Source organism: Neogemmobacter tilapiae (genome assembly GCF_014652215.1).
In the GTDB taxonomy this organism is placed as follows: domain Bacteria; phylum Pseudomonadota; class Alphaproteobacteria; order Rhodobacterales; family Rhodobacteraceae; genus Neogemmobacter; species Neogemmobacter tilapiae.
Genome location: NZ_BMYJ01000002.1, coordinates 51019 through 68798 on the forward strand (window position 1 = coordinate 51019; position 17780 = coordinate 68798).

At 62.7% G+C, this 17780-nt stretch carries 18 protein-coding genes and 1 tRNA gene; 14 read left to right on the forward strand and 5 right to left on the reverse strand.

Annotated features, from left to right (window positions below):
• Window positions 1–60: 60 nt before the first annotated feature.
• Together IE095_RS03265 and IE095_RS03270 are read left to right on the forward strand one after the other, a co-directional pair.
• Entirely contained in the window at window positions 61–801 is a 741-nt protein-coding gene (locus IE095_RS03265; RefSeq protein WP_229804461.1) for an esterase/lipase family protein, read from the forward strand.
• Between the two features lie 39 nt (window positions 802–840).
• Complete coding sequence (locus IE095_RS03270) at window positions 841–1296, forward strand: low affinity iron permease family protein (protein ID WP_189410200.1); 456 nt, start codon at window positions 841–843, stop codon at window positions 1294–1296.
• On the opposite strand, the gene IE095_RS03275 is transcribed toward IE095_RS03270, so the two are convergent.
• From IE095_RS03275 to IE095_RS03290, 4 genes are all read right to left on the reverse strand, one after another.
• Entirely contained in the window at window positions 1274–1891 is a 618-nt protein-coding gene (locus IE095_RS03275) for a nucleoside triphosphate hydrolase (RefSeq protein WP_189410201.1), read from the reverse strand. The two genes, IE095_RS03270 and IE095_RS03275, sit on opposite strands and share 23 nt — an antisense overlap.
• Window positions 1888–2661: an ATP-binding cassette domain-containing protein gene (locus tag IE095_RS03280; protein ID WP_229804462.1), complete on the reverse strand. Its 774-nt coding sequence runs from the start codon at window positions 2659–2661 to the stop codon at window positions 1888–1890. Before IE095_RS03280 ends, IE095_RS03275 begins: the two co-directional genes overlap by 4 nt.
• 13 nt (window positions 2662–2674) lie before the next feature.
• The gene (locus tag IE095_RS03285; RefSeq protein ID WP_189410203.1) at window positions 2675–3736 is read right to left on the reverse strand and encodes an ABC transporter permease; all 1062 of its coding nucleotides are present in this window, start codon (window positions 3734–3736) and stop codon (window positions 2675–2677) included.
• 133 nt (window positions 3737–3869) lie between these two features.
• Window positions 3870–4889, reverse strand: a complete 1020-nt coding sequence (locus tag IE095_RS03290) for a sugar ABC transporter substrate-binding protein (protein ID WP_189410204.1) — start codon at window positions 4887–4889, stop codon at window positions 3870–3872.
• A 186-nt stretch (window positions 4890–5075) separates the two neighbouring features.
• Between IE095_RS03290 and IE095_RS03295 the strand changes: the two genes are divergently transcribed.
• Window positions 5076–5501 (forward strand): RbsD/FucU family protein, encoded by a 426-nt coding sequence (locus IE095_RS03295; protein WP_189410205.1) that lies wholly within the window; start codon window positions 5076–5078, stop codon window positions 5499–5501.
• Window positions 5501–6736 (forward strand): ROK family transcriptional regulator, encoded by a 1236-nt coding sequence (locus IE095_RS03300; RefSeq protein WP_189410206.1) that lies wholly within the window; start codon window positions 5501–5503, stop codon window positions 6734–6736. Before IE095_RS03295 ends, IE095_RS03300 begins: the two co-directional genes overlap by 1 nt.
• 4 nt (window positions 6737–6740) lie before the next feature.
• Here the strand turns inward: IE095_RS03300 and IE095_RS03305 are convergent, their stop codons facing one another.
• Window positions 6741–7934, reverse strand: coding sequence for an MFS transporter (locus IE095_RS03305; RefSeq protein ID WP_189410207.1), 1194 nt, complete (start codon window positions 7932–7934; stop codon window positions 6741–6743).
• Between the two features lie 172 nt (window positions 7935–8106).
• On the opposite strand from IE095_RS03305, the gene IE095_RS03310 reads away from it, so the two are divergent.
• The 10 genes from IE095_RS03310 to IE095_RS03355 all read left to right on the forward strand — a co-directional run bounded on the left by IE095_RS03310 (window position 8107) and on the right by IE095_RS03355 (window position 17670).
• Complete coding sequence (locus IE095_RS03310) at window positions 8107–10899, forward strand: monovalent cation/H+ antiporter subunit A (protein ID WP_189410208.1); 2793 nt, start codon at window positions 8107–8109, stop codon at window positions 10897–10899.
• A complete protein-coding gene (locus IE095_RS03315) occupies window positions 10899–11234 on the forward strand; it encodes a Na+/H+ antiporter subunit C (RefSeq protein ID WP_189410209.1) in 336 nt (111 codons plus the stop codon). Before IE095_RS03310 ends, IE095_RS03315 begins: the two co-directional genes overlap by 1 nt.
• The gene (locus IE095_RS03320; RefSeq protein ID WP_189410210.1) at window positions 11231–12721 is read left to right on the forward strand and encodes a monovalent cation/H+ antiporter subunit D; all 1491 of its coding nucleotides are present in this window, start codon (window positions 11231–11233) and stop codon (window positions 12719–12721) included. The genes IE095_RS03315 and IE095_RS03320 overlap by 4 nt, the downstream gene beginning before the upstream one ends.
• Complete coding sequence (locus tag IE095_RS03325) at window positions 12718–13206, forward strand: Na+/H+ antiporter subunit E (protein WP_189410211.1); 489 nt, start codon at window positions 12718–12720, stop codon at window positions 13204–13206. Before IE095_RS03320 ends, IE095_RS03325 begins: the two co-directional genes overlap by 4 nt.
• Window positions 13203–13472, forward strand: a complete 270-nt coding sequence (locus tag IE095_RS03330) for a K+/H+ antiporter subunit F (RefSeq protein WP_189410212.1) — start codon at window positions 13203–13205, stop codon at window positions 13470–13472. The genes IE095_RS03325 and IE095_RS03330 overlap by 4 nt, the downstream gene beginning before the upstream one ends.
• Window positions 13469–13819, forward strand: a complete 351-nt coding sequence (locus tag IE095_RS03335; RefSeq protein ID WP_189410213.1) for a Na+/H+ antiporter subunit G — start codon at window positions 13469–13471, stop codon at window positions 13817–13819. Before IE095_RS03330 ends, IE095_RS03335 begins: the two co-directional genes overlap by 4 nt.
• 481 nt (window positions 13820–14300) lie before the next feature.
• Window positions 14301–15407 carry a 3-isopropylmalate dehydrogenase gene (gene leuB / locus IE095_RS03340; protein WP_189410214.1) on the forward strand — a complete coding sequence of 369 codons (1107 nt, stop codon included), beginning with the start codon at window positions 14301–14303 and terminating at the stop codon, window positions 15405–15407.
• A 118-nt stretch (window positions 15408–15525) separates the two neighbouring features.
• A complete protein-coding gene (locus tag IE095_RS03345; RefSeq protein WP_189410215.1) occupies window positions 15526–16422 on the forward strand; it encodes a DUF2167 domain-containing protein in 897 nt (298 codons plus the stop codon).
• 134 nt (window positions 16423–16556) lie between these two features.
• A complete protein-coding gene (locus IE095_RS03350; protein ID WP_189410216.1) occupies window positions 16557–17579 on the forward strand; it encodes a DMT family transporter in 1023 nt (340 codons plus the stop codon).
• Window positions 17580–17593: 14 nt separating this feature from the next.
• A tRNA-Pro gene (locus IE095_RS03355) sits at window positions 17594–17670 on the forward strand.
• Window positions 17671–17780: the final 110 nt, after the last annotated feature.

Here is a 17780-nt window from a genome sequence, read left to right on the forward strand (position 1 = left end):
ACGGGTTCAGGGGCGGGGCCGCCCCTTGGCATCGGCCAGCCCCAAGCCTATCCTTGGCTCATGATCAAACGGATGGCCAGCCTTGCCTTTCTGGCACTGCACCACGGACCGGCCCCCGCCCGCGCCGCCGAATGCGTCATTCTGCTGCACGGCCTCGCCCGCACCGAAAAGTCGCTGGCTGTGATGGAGGCGGCGCTGGCCCGGCGCGGCTATCACGTCGTCAACCAATCCTATCCCTCCACCCGTCTGGCCCTCGCCGAACTCGCGCAGACCACCCTGCACAAAGCCCTTTCGCATTGCCCGAAAGACGCCCGCATCCATGTTGTCACCCATTCCATGGGCGGCATTCTTCTGCGCCGCTATCTGGCGGAACAAGACATCCCCCAACTGGGCCGCGTCGTCATGCTTGCCCCCCCGAACCACGGATCGGAACTTGTGGATCGTTTGGGCGGCATCGCCGCCTTCCGCTGGATGCACGGCCCCGCGGGCCTTGAACTGGGCACGGATGGCGTCCCCGACAGCCTGCCCAAGGCCCATTACGATCTGGGCATCATTGCGGGCAGCCGATCCCTCAATCCCTTCTGGTCCTCGATGATCAACGGCCCCGATGATGGCAAGGTTTCCGTCGAAAGCACCAAACTCGCCGGAATGCGTGCCCATCTCACCATGCCCGTCAGCCATACTTGGATGATGATGAACCCCCAGGTCATCGCCCAAACCGCGATTTTTCTGGAAAGCGGCGCCTTTCGTGAGAAAATGACCCTAGGCCAAGCCCTCGCCGTCTTGCGGCAGGGAACCTGACGTGCCTCGGCGCATGGGCCCCACCAGCAGGAGGATAACATGGCAGGCGGACAACTCTATTCCGATGCGGCCAAGGCCGTGGCCCGTTTCACCGGCCATCCCATCGTCTTTCTGATGGCCATCGGCTCCATCGTCGTCTGGCTGATCTCCGGCCCCATCTTCGGCTTTTCCGACACATGGCAACTGGTCATCAACACCGGCACCACCATCATCACCTTCCTCATGGTCTTTCTGATCCAGAACACCCAGAACCGCGACACCATGGCCATCCAGCTGAAGCTTGACGAACTGATCCGCGCCACCGAAGGCGCCCATATCTCGCTGCTCGATCTTGAGGAACTCAGCGAAGAAAAACTCGCCCAATTCCGCGATCAGTACGAGGCGATGGCCGCCAAGGCCCGCGAAATGCTCGCCCAAGGCAAACCCGACACCGGCATTCCCGATGCCCTGCTCGACGCCATGCCTGGCGACCTCAGGCGTCCCAACGCAGACTGATATCCGCCCGCCCCGATTCCCGCTGCACGCAGCGGATGTTCGGCAGATCATTCCCATCAATCCAGGCCCGCGCCTCGGCTGGCGTTTTCCCATGATGCGCCCAGCGCGCCAGCAAACGCCGGTCCAGCTCTGCCTCGGGCACGTCAATCATCACGGTCAGATCAAACAACCCCCGCAAATCCGCCCAAGGGCTGCGGTTCAGCAGCAGATAATTCCCCTCGATCACCAGAAACCGATCCTCTTGCAGCACAATATCCGCTGCCGCCCGCGACAACTCCATCGCCCGGTCAAAGATTGGAATCGCCACTTCCCCTTCCTCATCCCGCAACCGATGCACCAGCGCCAGAAACCCCGCCGCGTCAAACGTCTCGGGCGAACCCTTCCGCGACCGCAGCCCCCGCGCCTCCAACACCCGGTCGTCCAGATGAAACCCGTCCATCGGCACCGCCCGCGCCCCCGGCCCCAAGGCTTGCACCACAGTCGCTGCCATCGTCGATTTGCCCGAACCCGGCGGCCCCGCCAAGGCGGTCAGAAACCGCCCCGGCTGGTCTTCGGCCCTTGCCCGGATCAGGCTCGCCAAGGCCTCGGGTGTCACGCCGCCACCGCCCCTTCCGGCACTTTCGCCCCGGTCATATAGGCCACCGCATCCGACATCGAATGTTCCTTCGGATTGATCACCGCCAGACGCCGCCCCAGCCGGTGAATATGCACCCGATCCGCCACTTCAAACACATGCGGCATGTTGTGGCTGATCAGGATGATCGGAATCCCCCGCTTTTTCACATCCAGGATCAATTCCAGCACCCGACGGCTTTCCTTGACCCCCAAGGCCGCTGTCGGTTCGTCCATGATCACCACCTTCGATCCAAAGGCCGCTGCACGCGCCACCGCAACCCCCTGACGCTGCCCCCCTGACAGGGTTTCCACCGCCTGACTGATATTCTGGATCGTCATCAGCCCCAGTTCCGACAGCTTGTCCCGCGCCCGCTTTTCCATCGCCCCCCGGTCCAGCATCCGCAATACGCTGCCCGCCAAGCCCTTCTTGCGGATTTCCCGTCCCAGAAACATATTGTCCGAAATCGACAGGGCAGGGGACAGGGCCAGATTTTGATAGACCGTCTCGATCCCCGCATTCCGCGCCTGCATCGGGTTGGTGAAATTCATCACCTGACCTTCCAGCCTAATCTCCCCCTCGTCCGGGTTCACCGCCCCGCACAAGGCCTTGATCAGCGTCGACTTGCCCGCCCCGTTGTCCCCGATCACCGCCAGAATCTCCCCCGGCATCAGATCGAAATCCGCATGGTCCAAGGCCGTCACCCGGCCATAGCGTTTCACCAGCCCGCGGGCCGAAAGAATGGGTTCCATCGTCATCTCCTCCCTAGCCCGAAACCTTGCGGATCCACTGGTCGATGGCCACCGCTCCAATGATCAGCACCCCCGTCAGCAACACCTTCCACTGCGGATCGGCGTTCAGCATGTTCAGACCCATGCTCATCACCCCCACGATCAGCGTCCCGAACAGCACCCCCAGAATCGACCCCCGCCCGCCGAACAGCGAAATCCCCCCGATCACCGCCGCGGTGATGGCCTGCAAGTTGAAATCCGTCACCACGGTCGAGGGCGAGATTGACCCGTTTCGCCCGATGGACACCCAAGCCGCCAGCCCCGCGATCAGCCCCGCCAGCGTATAGGTCGCCGTCAGCACTTTGCTGGTGCGGATCCCCGCCAGTTCGGCGGCATCCGGGTCATCCCCCACAGCATAGATATGCCGTCCAAAGGCCGTATAATTCAGCATGTACCACAGCACGACATACAGGCCGATCATCGCCAGCACGCCCAAGGTCACCACTGCCGGCCCGATCTTGAAGCTGATGCCAAAGATATGCAGCCAAGGCGTTGCCGCCGTTACATCCGCCTCGCGCATCGTCGCATTCTCGGAATAGATCAGGCAGATCGCCATGATGATATTCCACGTGCCAAGCGTCACGATAAAGGGCGGCAGTTTCAGCTTGGATACCAGAAACCCGTTCACCCAACCGCAAAACCCCGCCACCAGAAACCCGGCGATCAAGGCCACGCCCGCAGGCATGCCGTAACTGACCACCATGTTGCCCATGATGACAAAGGACAGCACCATGATCACACCGATGGCCAGATCAATCCCCGCCGTCAGCACCACCAAGGTCTGTGCCGCAGCCAGAATCCCCACCACGGCGACCTGCTGCATGATCAGCGTCAGCGTATAGGCGGAAAAGAACTTTTCGCCCTTTGCAATTCCAAAGAACAGGATCAGCGCCAAAAGCACGATCAGCGGCACCATCGCCGGGCTGGAATGCAGGAAATGCTGCAAGCGTTTCAGCCCCGACTTGTGGTCCTCGAACTGCGCGACGGTCGTCACGCTGCCGGTCAGAACCTTTTCGAATTCCTGTGGTTGGCTCATCCTATCCCCTCCTGCCTTGGGGCTTTCCCCTTTGGCCTTCTGAAAACAAGGGCGGCCCTCCTCGGCCGCCCTTGTCTGGCCCCTTTCGGGATCATGCGGAAACCTCAGTCTCCGCGCAACACTCTTGCGCCCCTCAGCCCCAGCAGAGCTCGGTCCCCTTCGCGGTGTCGATCGAATCGACGCCCGCCGCCGGTTTGTCCGTGACCAGCGCCACGCCCGTGTCAAAGAAGGCCTTGCCCGGTGTCGGCTGCGGCTTTTCACCGGTGTCGGCGAATTTCTTGATCGCCTCCACGCCCAGCGCCGCCATCAGCAGCGGATATTGCTGCGACGTCGCCCCGATCTGCCCGTCCTTGACCGAGGCCACGCCCGGGCAACCACCGTCCACCGACACGATCAGCACGTCATTTTCACGCCCCACCGCCTTCAGCGCCTGATAGGCCCCGACCGCTGCCGGTTCGTTGATCGTGTGGATCACGTTGATCTCGGGGTCTTTCTGAAGCAGGTTTTCCATCGCCTTGCGGCCACCTTCTTCGTTGCCGTTGGTCACGTCATGGCCCACGATCCGCGGATCATCCTCGTCGCCGATCACGTTGGGGTCTTTCGGGTCGATGCCAAAACCGATCATGAAACCCTGATCGCGCAGCACGTCCACCGTCGGCTGCGACGGCACCAGATCCAGGAAGCCAATCTTGGCATCCTTTGCCCCGTCGCCCATCGTCGCTGCGGCCCAGGCCCCGATCAGACGACCGGCTTCAAGGTTGTCGGTTGCAAAGGTCGCATCGGCGGCTTCGGCCGGGTCCAGCGGCGTGTCCAAGGCGATGACCACCATCCCCGCCTCTTGCGCTTTTTTCACCGCATCCACGATGGCCTTGGTGTCCGAGGCGGCGATCAGAATGCCCTTTGCCCCATCCGCGATGCAGCTTTCGATGGCCGCCACCTGGCTGTCATGGTCGCCGTCCACCTTGCCTGCATAGGCTTTCAAGGTCACGCCCAGTTCCGCCGCCTTGGCCTCCGCCCCTTCTTTCATCTTCACGAAAAAGGGGTTCGTATCGGTCTTCGTGATCAGGCAGGCCGAAACCTCTTGGGCCGTCGCCGTGCTGGACATCAGCGCCAGCGTCGCCGCCCCGATCAGGGCCTTTGTTGCAAATTTCATCCTGTTTCCTCCCTAGGACTGACGGGGCAAAGCCCCCGCCCCGATGCCCGGCCATACCCTCCCGGCCATCGTGACAGCGCCCAAACAAACCGATTCCCCGATTCAGGTCAAGATAAATAAATCACTCTGATTTAATATTGACAGAACCCCGCCCCCCGCGCAGTCTGCCCGGACGGAGGAGCCGCCATGCTGATCGGAATCCCGCCCCTTCTGGGGCCAGACCTGCTTTATACCCTGCGCGCCATGGGCCACGGCGATGAGATTGCCATTGTGGATGGCAACTACCCGGCGCTGGAACATGCCCGCCGTCTGATCCGCGCCGATGGCCATGGCGTCATGGCCTTGGTGGCGGACATCCTTCAGGTCATGCCGCTGGACCGCGACCAGCCCGCCCTGATGCGCGCCGCGCTGCACAATGATCCGGCGCAGAAAGGCCCGTTCCACCACGAATTCGATGCCTTTTGCGGCCAAGTAGCGAAATCGTTTCAGGTCTTGCCATTGGCCGGGGCCGACCTGTATCCGCGCATCAAGGCGGCGCATTGCGTGGTGGCGACCTCCGAACAGGCGCTTTATGCCAATGTGATCCTGCGCAAAGGTGTTGTTGGGGTGTGATGAACGGCAGGGCAGGGGCAGAGCTGACACAAGACAAAACCGGGCCCGAACCGGTTGGCGGCCTGCGCGGATCCAACCAATCCGGCATGCGCGCCCACAACGAACGCCTCGTCCTTTCCCTTCTGCGCCAGCATGGCGCCATGGCGAAAACCGACATCGCCCGCCTCTCTGGCCTCTCCGCCCAGACCATTTCCGTCATCATGCGCGCCTTGGAACAGGACGGTTTCCTTGCGCGCGGCGAACCCCAGCGTGGCCGCATCGGCCAGCCTTCCGTCCCCATGTCCCTCAATGCCGCCGGGGCCTATTTCCTTGGCCTCAAGATCGGTCGCCGCTCGGCCGACCTCACCCTCATTGACTTTCTCGGCCAGGTCGTCGGCACCCGCCGCTGGATCTATCGCTACCCCACCCCCGACCAAGTCGTCCGCTTTGTGACCGAGGCGCTGCCCGCCCTCCTGTCCCTCCTCCCCCCCGCCGCCCGCGAAAGGGTCGGCGGCATGGGCATCGCCATGCCCTTCCAGCTTTGGGCCTGGATCGACCACATCCACGCCCCCCAAGACGAAATGGACCAATGGCGCACCCGTGACATTGGTGCCGAACTCGCGGCCATCGCCCGCATGCCCGTCACCATCCAGAACGACGCCACCGCCGCCTGCGGGGCAGAGCTTGTCTTCGGCAAGGGCGACCGCCCCAGCGATTTCCTCTACTTCTACTTCGGCTATTTCATCGGCGGCGGCCTTGTCCTCAACAACCGCCTTTTCACCGGCAAGACCGGCAATGCCGCCGGCGTCGGCCCCATGCCCGTCCCCGGCCCCGATGGCCGCATGACCCGCCTTCTGGAACTCGCCTCGATGTACCGTCTGGCCGAGGCGATGGATGCCGCCGGCGAATATTCCGCAGCCCTGTGGGAGGAGCCCGACTATTGGCGCGTCAGCTCCGGCGTCCTGCGCGGCTGGCTTGAGGAATCCGCCACCGGCCTTGCCAGCGCCATCCTTTCCGCCGCCACCCTGATCGAGATCGACACCGTCATGATCGACGGCTGGATGCCCCGCGATGTCCGCGCCATGATGGTCGCCGAAACCACCAAAGCCCTCCACCGCCTTGACCTCTCCGGCGTCACCCCACCCCTGATCCGCGAAGGCACCGTCGGCCCCGCCGCCCGCGCCCTTGGCGCGGCCGCCGTCCCCCTTTCCCAACGCTACCTGCTTGACCCCGCCAGCAGCCAGATCGAAGTCTGACCCCTCAACGCCGGTCCAGCCAAAGGATCCCCACCGTCCCGCCCAGCACCAGCACCGCCGCCAGAACCAAGGCCCCGCCTTGCCCAAAGACCAGCCCGACCCCGGCCACGATCCCCGCCGCCAGCGACTTCATCATCAGCGATTGCACCGAAAACAGCGCCGTCCCCAGCCCCGGACGATCCGGCAAAAGCTCTTGCAGATAGCCGATATGCAGCGCCAGCAGCACCGCATCGCCCGCCGCACTCAACACCGTCAGCCCATAGATCTGCGGCATCGCGGTCGCTTGCGTCAGCCCCAGCAGATAGACGATGTGCAAACCACCCCCCAAGGCAATCAGCCAGACCACCGGCCAGCGGCTGACAAAAGCCGCCCCCAGCAGCATGAAGGGAATCTCCAGCCCCGCCTTCAACCCTGCCAAAAGGCCGATCTGCGTTTCCTGCCCACCCAATTCCCCCGTCACGATCAGCGGCAACAGCACATTGCTCACATGATGCCCCACCCCGATCAGCGCCAAGGCCAGCATTGGCCGCAAAATCCGCCCCGACAGCACCAGCCGAAACGCCAATAGCAGCCCCGCCACGCGCCCGCCCGCCACAGCCTCCGCCCGCCCGCCACCCACCCCGAACAGGCCATACAGCAGCAGGCAGGCCAGATAGGCCAAAGCCGCCAGCCCAAAGGCATCCGAGGCTTGCCCCGTCAACGCGACAACCGCCCCCACCAGCCCCGGCACCAGAATCCAGCTTGCGGCATAGATCGACCGGATCACCGTATTCACCGCCGCCACCAGCCCCGACCCTTCGCGCAACGTCTCGGCCCGCACACTCGCGTAAAGCTGGGCATAGCTGGCGCTCGCCACCGGGGCCACGACCAGCAGGCACAGCACAAAGGCCGGAACGCTGGGTAAGGCCCAGAACAGCCCATAACCCAAGGCCCCCGCCGCCATTGACAGCAGCACCGCCTGTTTCCGGTTTCGCGCCTGATCCGAAAAATGCCCGATCACCACCTGCCCAAGCGTCGCAAACAGCGCCGCCGCAAACATCAGCGCACCAAAAGCCTGTTCTGACAGACCCAACTGCCGGATACCGATCAGCGATTGATAGGGCAGGATCGCCGCATTGGTGAAACCCACGAAAAAGATGGTGATCGCCGCAATCCGCAGCGGCGCATGACCAAAGACAAAGCGTAGGGCTGCCAGCATGAAAGCCTCCAGAAAGCCGCAGCTTGCCTAGGCTCCGCCTACGGCCAAGACAAGGGACAAACCTGCCTCCTTATGATCCAAAAAAGGTTGACCTCCGCCGCCCCATGCCCATCTTAGGCAAAACCCTGCGCGGCGGACGGCGTGCGGGGATCAACAGAACGGAAGACCGCCCATGACTCTGGCCCTTGTCGCTGCCTTGCCCTTTCTGGGCGCGCTGATGCCCGCGCTGTTCCCACGGCTGGGGCGTGGCCCACTCACGCTTCTGACCGCCAGTTTCACCGCCCTGGCCCTGATCCTTGTCGCCCGCGATATTCCTGCCGTGATGTCGGGGCAGGCCCCGACCTACGCGCAAGATTGGCTTCCGGCGCTGGGCCTGTCCTTTACCCTGCGGCTGGATGGTCTGGCCCTGCTTTTCGCTCTGCTGATCCTGGGCATCGGCCTGCTGATCCTGACCTACGCCCGCTTTTACCTGTGCGAAAAAGACGCCTTCGCCCCCTTCCTGACCTATCTCATGCTGTTTCAGGGCGCGATGCTGGGCATTGTCCTTTCCGACAACATCCTGCTTTTGCTGATCTTCTGGGAACTGACCTCGCTTTCCTCCTTTCTCCTGATCGGTTTCTGGAAACACCTGCCCGAAGGGCGGCAGGGGGCCCGCATGGCCTTGGCCGTCACCGGCACCGGGGGCCTTGCGATGATCGCTGGAATGCTGATCCTGTCGCAGATCGCCGGGTCCAGCCAGATCAGCGTGATCCTTACCAAAACCGCCGAGATTCAGGCCTCACCGCTATATCTGCCTGCCCTGATCCTGATCCTGCTGGGCGCTTTCACCAAATCCGCGCAATTCCCCTTTCACTTTTGGCTGCCGCAGGCGATGGCCGCGCCCACCCCCGTTTCTGCCTATCTGCATTCGGCGACGATGGTGAAGGCGGGCATTTTCCTGATGGCCCGTCTCTGGCCGGTCCTCTCGGGCACGCCAGAATGGTTCTGGCTGGTCGCCGGGGCAGGGCTGATCACCATGCTGATCGGGGCCAAGGTCGCCTTCTTCCAGCACGACCTCAAGGGGCTGCTGGCCTATTCCACCGTCAGCCATCTGGGGCTGATCACCTTTCTTCTGGGGCTGGGCAGCAAAGCCGCCGCCATTGCCGCCGTCTTTCACATCGTGAACCATGCGACCTTCAAGGCCGCCCTCTTTATGGCCGCGGGGATTGTCGATCATGAGGCAGGCACCCGCGACATCCGCCGCTTGGGCGGCCTGCGTCGCCTGATGCCCGTGACCTTTGCGCTGGTGCTGATCGCTAGCCTGTCGATGGCCGGTGTTCCGCCGTTGAATGGCTTTCTGTCCAAGGAAATGATGCTGGAAGAGGCCGCCCATGTCTCCCCTTGGGTCATCGGCCTGCTCGCCACCTTGGGCGCGGGGCTGTCCGTCGCCTATTCCCTGCGCCTGATCGCCCATGTCTTCCTTGGCCCCGACCGCGCCGATTATCCCCATCCGCCGCACGATCCCGGCCCCGGCCTTTGGCTGCCGCCCGCCTTGCTGGTGGTTCTGGTCGTGCTGATCGGTCTCGCCCCAATGGCCATGACAGGCTGGATCGTCAATGCCAGCGCCGGGGCGGTCACAGGGCAGGGGGGCGATGTCCACATCAGCCACTGGCATGGCCTGCACAGCCCCGCCCTCTGGATGTCCCTAGCGGCCTTCGGCCTGGGCCTCATGGCCCTGTCCCTCTTCCCCCGCCTGCTGGCCCTGTGGGAAGGCACACCCAAACCGCAAGGCAAACGCATCTTTGCCCATCTGATCGGTGGCTCCGCCCGCCTGTCGCAGGCGATCACCGCCCTAATCCATAACGGCGCGCAGACCCGCGCCCTGATGATCGCCTTGGCCGTCCTTCTGGCCGCCGGAACTTGGGCTTTTTCCACCGCCCCCCATCTGCCCGGTACCCGCCCCCCACTCCCCAGCGAGGGGTTGGCCCTCGTCGGCTGGCTCGTGCTGATCACCGCCAGTTTCGCCATCCTGCGCTTTCACCGCCAGCGTCTGCTGGCCCTCATCCTCACCTCGGTCGTGGGCTTGATCGTCTCCGCCGCCTTCGCCTATCTCTCCGCCCCCGACCTCGCCCTCACCCAACTCACGGTCGAGGTGGTCACCGTCCTATTGATGATGCTCGCCCTCAACTTCCTGCCCAAGGCAACCCCGCGCGAAGATCCCATCCCCCGCCACATCCGCGATGGGGCCATCGCGGCCCTCACCGGCCTTGGTGTCGGTGCCCTCATCTATGCCCTCATGACCCGTCAGATGGCCTTCCCGTCCATCGCCGAATACCATCTGGAAAATGCCAAGACGCTGGGCGGCGGCACCAATGTCGTCAACGTCATCCTCGTCGATTTCCGCGGCTATGACACCTTTGGCGAGATCACCGTCATGGGCATCGCCGCCCTTGTCATCTATGCCCTCATCGACCAGCTTCTTTCCCCCGGTCCTGCCAACGACCGCCTCCAGTCCCTCCGCCCGCACGAAGGCGACGCCGGCGACCGCCATCCCCTGCTGTTTGTCACCGTCACCCGCGCCCTTCTGCCCTTGGCCCTGCTCACCGGAGTCTTCATCTTCCTGCGCGGCCACAACATGCCCGGCGGTGGTTTCATCGCCGGTCTCGTCGTCGGCATCGCTTTTCTCATGCAATACATGGCCTCCGGCTTTGGCTGGACCCAAAGCCGCCTCCGCATCGACCATCACGCCCTCATCGGCGCGGGCGTGTTGATCGCGGGCCTCACCGGGGCAGGGGCCTGGGCCTGGGGCCTTCCCTTCCTCACCTCGCATTTCGGCTATGTCACCCTCCCGCCGCTTGACAAATTCGAACTCGCCACCGCTGCCCTCTTTGATCTTGGCGTTTTCCTGACCGTTCTGGGCGCGGTCCAACTCGCCATCGCCTCCATCGCCCGTCTGGGTATCCGTTCGGGCGAGGGGAGGATCTGATGGAACTTTATCTCGCCACCGCCATCGGCCTGCTCACCGCTGTCGGCACCTATCTGCTGCTGCGCGGCCGCTCTTTCCCCGTCATCCTTGGCCTCACCCTCATCTCTTACGCTGTCAACCTGTTCATCTTTGCCAGCGGTGGGCTGCGCCTCAGCGCCCCCCCCATTCTGCAATCCGGCGTCACCACCTATACCGACCCCGTCCCCCAAGCCCTTGTCCTGACCGCCATCGTGATTTCCTTCGCCATGACCGCCGTCATCACCATCCTCGCCCTTGGCGCTTGGCTGGGTGCAGGCCATGACCGCGTTGATATGTCCGAAGGGGACGAGCCATGACCCATCTCATCATCCTCCCCGTCGTCCTGCCTGCCCTGCTTGGCCCCATCACCCTGCTGTTCTTCCGCGCCCATCCCGCCGCTCAGCGCGCCATGGGCCTTGGCGGCACCGCCGCCCTTCTGGCCCTCGCGCTGGCCCTCTGGCCCATCGCCACGGATGGCCCCCAGCTCTACCGCCTTGGCGACTGGCCCGCCCCCTTTGGCATCGTTCTGGTCCTGGACCGCTTGGCCGCCCTCATGCTGATCCTGACGGCCTTCTTGGCCCTTGCCGTCCAGATCTACGTCCTTGGCACCGGATGGGACCGCAAGGGCCGCCATTTCCACGCCCTTTTCCTCTTTCAACTCATGGGCCTGAACGGCGCTTTCCTGACGGGCGACGCCTTCAACCTTTTCGTGTTCTTTGAGGTTCTGCTCATCGCCTCTTACGGCCTCATGGTCCACGGCGGCGGCACAAACCGCATCCGCGCCGGTGTCCAATACGTCACCTACAACCTTGTCGGCTCCAGCCTTTTCCTCATCGGCCTTGCCACCGTCTATGGCATGACCGGCACCCTCAACATGGCCGACCTTGGCCAGCGCATCGCCGCCTTGCCCGATGGCGACATGGCCTTGACCCGTGTCGCCGCCGTCCTGCTGCTGCTTGTCTTTGCCATCAAGGGCGCCCTTGTCCCCCTCCACCTTTGGCTGCCCAACACCTATGCCCTCGCCCCCGGCCCGGTGGCCGCCCTTTTCGCCGTCATGACCAAGGTTGGCGCCTATGCCACCCTCCGGCTCGGCTCGGTCATGTTGCCCAAGGGCACGACCGAACTGCTGTTCGGCACCCTCCTTGCCCCCGCCGGAATGCTGACCCTCATCATCGGCGCGCTGGGCGTTCTGGGGGCCAAAGGCCTTGCCCGCCAGGCCGCCTTTGCCGCCGTCGCCTCCATGGGCACTGTCTTTATCGGCCTGTCGGCCCTAGACCCCGCCGTCACCGCCGCCACGCTTTACTATATGATCCACTCCACCCTCGCCGGGGCCCTCCTCTTCCTCATCACCGATCAGGTCCAAACCTTGCGCAACAGCGACGATCTGACGCAAGCCCGCCCCCCACTGCCCGGAACGCTTGCCGCCCTGTTCTTTGTCGCAGCCATTGCAACCGCCGGAATGCCCCCGCTCTCCGGCTTCCTTGGCAAACTGCTGATCCTCCAATCCCTTCCGGTCTGGCCGGTCTGGACCACCATCCTTCTGGGTTCCCTCCTCCTGATGCTCGGCCTCGCCCGCTCTGGCAGCCTGCTTTTCTGGAAGGGGTATGAGATCGCCGCACAACCCACCGGCCAGATCCCACCCTTGGCGCGCTTTGCCCTTGTCGCACTGATCCTGTCGCTGGTGGCCCTCACCCTTTTTGCAGGCCAGATTCACCCCGCCCTGCAACAGATCGCCCAAGACCTGCACGACCCCATCGCCTATGTTCAGGCCAATGACCTTCCCGCCATGGGGGCCAAGCCATGAAGCGTATCCTCCCCCATCCCGTCCTATCCGCCACGCTGCTGATCGTCTGGCTGCTGCTCGTCAACGACCTTGGACTTGGCAACATCCTTCTGGGCCTGATCCTCGCCCTGACCATTCCCCTGCTGACCCGTCCCTATTGGCCCGACAGCCCCCCCATCGCCCGGCCTTTCCTGCTGATCCCCTATATCCTGCTCGTCACATGGGACATCATTCTGGCCAACATCGCCGTCGCCAAGATCATCCTTTTCATGGCCCCTGATCGCATCCAGTCGCGGTTCATCACCGTGCCGCTTGACCTGAAAACGCCCGAGGCGATTGCCCTTCTCTCCGCCACCATCACCCTTACGCCCGGCACCGTCACCGCCGATATTTCCACCGATGGCCGCGCCCTGCTGATTCATTCCCTCCACGCCCCCGACCCCGACGCCATCCGCGACGACATCAAGAACCGCTACGAATCCCGCCTCATAAGGATCTTCGGATGATCGACATCGCCCTGACCTTCGCTATGGGAGGCTTTGCCGCAGGCCTCCTTCTCACCATGGCTCGCATCCTCCGCGCCCCCACCATGGCCGACCGGGTGCTGGCCTTGGATACGATGGTCGTCAATGTCATCGCCTTGATCGTGCTTTACGGCATCCAGAATGACTCTGATCTGGCCTTCGACATCGCCGTGCTTTTCGCCCTGACCGGCTTTGTCTCCACCGTCGCCCTCGCCAAATTCCTTCTGCGCGGGAACATCATCGAATGACCGATATCCTCATCACCCTTCTGCTCATCATCGGTGCGGTCTTTGGCCTGATCGGCTCCTTCGGTCTCTGGAAACTCCGCCAACCGATGCAACGCCTGCACGCCCCCACCAAAGCCTCCACCGTCGGCGTCGGGGCCGTGCTGCTGGCCAGTGCTGTCCACAAAGGGACGCAGGGCCAGCCGAGTTGGGAGGAACTGTTGGTGCTGATTTTCCTCTTCATCACCGCCCCGGTGTCGGCGCTGTTTCTGGCCAAGGTGCATCTGCACAAGGATCACGCCCCCCAAGACTTGCCGCAGCCGGAAGGCTCGGAATGGGCCACCTACAAAAACCCTGACGAACCACGCTGATCCCCCGTCCCGACCGGCGACCAGCCGGACCGCGACCGCCGCCCCCCGGGCGGTCGCGATTGCAACGCTGGGCATAAGCGCGACCTCTTTCGGGGCTGAACCATAAATCAAGGGAAACAGCCGCAGCAGCGACCCCCCGCGGCGGTCACGGCCCTATGCGCGCAGATCGACCGAGGCTTGGCAGCGTGACCTCAGGACACTTGGGTTTTCGGGATTAAGGTCAAAGCCAAACATGCCCCTTTCATCCCATTTTGCCTCGTGGCCGATCCGCCCCTCCAGTCAGTCTTTGCGGATAGAGGAGTGGGCAGGTAAGCGGGCCTCACAGTAAATATTCGGTTAATCCTCCAAGGAAAATCATTTAATAGCAATATATTAGTCGGAATTTCACGCGTGAAAAGCCCCGGCTCCCCACCCGCCAGCCCTTGACCCCCGGCCCGTCCTTGGCTAGGCCCGTGCCGTCCGCCAGAACAGGAGCATTTCCGTGGCAAATCCTTCCCTTCTTATCCTCGCCGGCGACGGCATCGGCCCGGAAGTCATGGCCGAGGTGAAAAAGATCATCGGCTGGTTCGGGGCCAAGCGGGGCGTCCAGTTTGACGTGACCGAAGATCTGGTCGGCGGCTGTGCCTACGATGCCCACGGAACCCCCCTGACTGACGCCACGATGGCCAAGGCTCAGGAAGTCGATGCGGTGCTTCTGGGGGCGGTCGGCGGGCCGAAATATGACAAGCTGGATTTCAGCGTGAAACCGGAACGCGGCCTCTTGCGGCTGCGGAAAGAGATGGACCTGTTCTCGAACCTCCGCCCCGCCCAATGTTTCGACGCCCTCGCCGACTTTTCTTCGCTGAAGAAAGAAGTGGTGGCCGGTCTGGACATCGTGATCGTCCGCGAACTGACCAGCGGCGTCTATTTCGGCGAACCCCGCGGGATCTTCATGGAAGGCAACGAACGGGTCGGCATCAATACCCAGCGTTACACCGAAAGCGAAATCGCCCGTGTCGCGCGGTCGGCTTTTGAACTAGCCCGGAAACGCGGCAACAAGGTCTGCTCGATGGAAAAGGCCAATGTGATGGAATCCGGCATCCTTTGGCGGGATGTGGTGCAGGAAATCCACGACAAGGAATACCCTGATGTGGAGCTTTCCCACATGTACGCCGACGCCGGCGCCATGCAGCTTTGCCGCTGGCCGAAACAGTTCGACGTGATCGTGACCGACAACCTGTTTGGCGATCTTCTGTCCGACGCGGCGGCGATGCTGACGGGTTCCTTGGGCATGCTGCCCTCGGCCTCTCTCGGTGCGCCGATGGCCAACGGTCGCCCGAAGGCCCTGTATGAGCCCGTCCACGGTTCGGCCCCCGACATCGCAGGCACGGGCAAGGCCAACCCCATCGCATGCATCCTGTCCTTCGCCATGGCCCTGCGTTATTCTTTTGACATGGGCGACGAGGCGACACGCGTCGAAAAGGCCGTTGAAAAGGTGCTGGCCGACGGCGTTCGCACGGCGGATCTGCTGGGCCCCGAAGGCGGCAGCCCGGTTTCGACCAGCGTCATGGGTGACAAGATTCTGGCCGCGCTGGACGCCAGTCTCTGACCTTTCGACCATTGCGAGAAGCCCCGGCTTGCCGGGGCTTTTCTGTTTCTGCGTCCTGTGGTTGTAACGGCTTTGTGATCCGGATAAACGGTTGTCATTGAAGCCCGGAGTTGAACCCATGCGCATTCTGCCTGCCATTCTGCTAACCTGCCTTTCGCTGACCGCCCAAATGGCAAGCGCCGAGGGCATCAAGGATTTCTTCCCTGACGATTATGCCATGCTGACCGAGGAAGACCGCAAGCTGGTCGACCAGTTGGATCTGCATCAGGGCAAGGTGACCACCGGGGACGGCATGGCCGAACTGGTGGTTCCCGAGGAATATTACTTTCTGGATGCCACCGATGCCCAGCTTGTGCTGGAGCAGATGTGGGGCAATCCGCCGGACCCATCGGTAACAGGGATGATCTTTCCGCGTGATGGCTGGGCTTGGTCGGGTTCTTGGGGCGTGCCGATTAGCTATGATCCCATGGGCTATGTTTCGGACGAAGACGCCGATTCTTATGACTATGACGAAATGCTGGGGGCGATGAAGGCTGACACGGCGGATAGCAACGAATGGCGGGTTCAGAACGGCTATGAGCGGATCACGCTGGTCGGCTGGGCCGAACCGCCCCATTACGACAAGGCCACCAAAGAGCTGTATTGGGCCAAGCATTTGCAATTCGAAGGGGCCGAAAGCGATACACTGAACTATGACATCCGCGAATTGGGCCGCAAGGGCGTGCTGATCGTCAGTTTCATCGCCGGGATGGAACAACTGCCCGAGGTCAAGCAGGCTGCCCCTGACGTTCTAAAGATGGTCAGCTTTACCGAAGGCAACCGCTATGCCGATTTCCAGCCAGGTGTGGATACCGTCGCCGCCGTGGGCATCGGGGGGTTGATCGCAGGCAAGGTGGCCGCCAAGACCGGCCTTTTGCTGGTGCTTCTGGCCTTCCTGAAGAAAGGGGCCTTTTTGCTGATCATTCCGGTGATGTGGCTGTTCAACAAGCTGCGCGGTGGTGGCAATCAGGCGTGACGAATGGCCGGGAATCTTTCAGATTCTGTAGGAAATCGTGAGGTAAAAGCTCCGGGCTTCCCCTTGCAGGAACGTTAACACTGGGCCAGAAAGGGGCAAGCCGGGCCGTGGGGGCCGGGCGAGCCTGAATGATCATGACCAAATCACACCACCTGCGCGGCGCGCTGTTTTCGCTGGCCGCTTTCGGCATTTACGCGACCCACGATGTCATCGTGAAATTCCTGGGCGGGCATTATTCCAGCTTTCAGGTCATCTTCTTTTCCTGCCTGATGAGCTTTCCACTGGTCACCTTCCTTTTGATGGGGGACAAGACCGACGGCAACCTGATCCCGAAACATCCGTGGTGGACAGCGGTGCGGTCCATCTCGGCCGTCGTGAACGGCGGGGCGGGGTTTTATGCCTTTTCGCAACTGCCCCTAGCGCAGTGCTATGCGATCTTTTTCGCCATGCCGCTGCTGATCACGCTGCTGGCCATTCCGATCCTTGGCGAAAAGGTTGGCCTGCGGCGCGGCATTGCTGTGGGTGTCGGCCTGATCGGGGTGATCATCGTGTTGCGTCCGGGCAGTGCCGATCTGGCGCTGGGCCATGCGGCGGCCTTGCTGGCGGCGCTGTCGGGTTCACTGACCTCGGTTCTGGTGCGCAAGATTGGGCAGGATGAACGCTCAGTCGTGCTGATGCTTTATCCGATGGTGCTGACCTTTCTGGTCATGGGGCTGACCCTGCCCTTCGTCTATGTGCCGATGGAGGCGCGTGATCTGGGGCTGACGGCGGTCTTGGCGATGTTCGGCATGTGTGGTGGCCTTTTGATCATCCGCGCCTATCGGGCGGCCCCCGCGATCATCGTGGCCCCGATGCAATATTCGCAGATCGTCTGGGCGGCGATCTATGGCTATCTGTTCTTCAATGAAACGGTTGACAGCTATACGCTGGTCGGGACGGCCGTGATCATTGCCAGCGGCATGTATATCGTCTTGCGCGAAGGCACACCCAGCGTGTCGGAAAACACGCCGGTGCTGCAATCGCGCACAAGGATGGAAAGCGGGACATTCCCTCGGATCAGCCTGCTTTTGGGCCGTTCAAAAAAGCAGGGCAAAGCAGGTGGCAAGCGTCCGCAAAAGCGTGGCAGCCCTCTTGCAAAGGGCGAAGGTTCAGTTTAACCCGCCCACACGGTCGGAGCGTAGCGCAGTCTGGTAGCGCACCTGCTTCGGGAGCAGGGGGTCGGAGGTTCGAATCCTCTCGCTCCGACCAAAAAATTCCCGAATTTTTCAGTGCAGCATGATAGCGGATGACAATCGCGTGAAATCATGCGGTTCGGACTTTGGTCTGTAGCGCGAGAGGCCCGGCTTTGTTTAGGATCA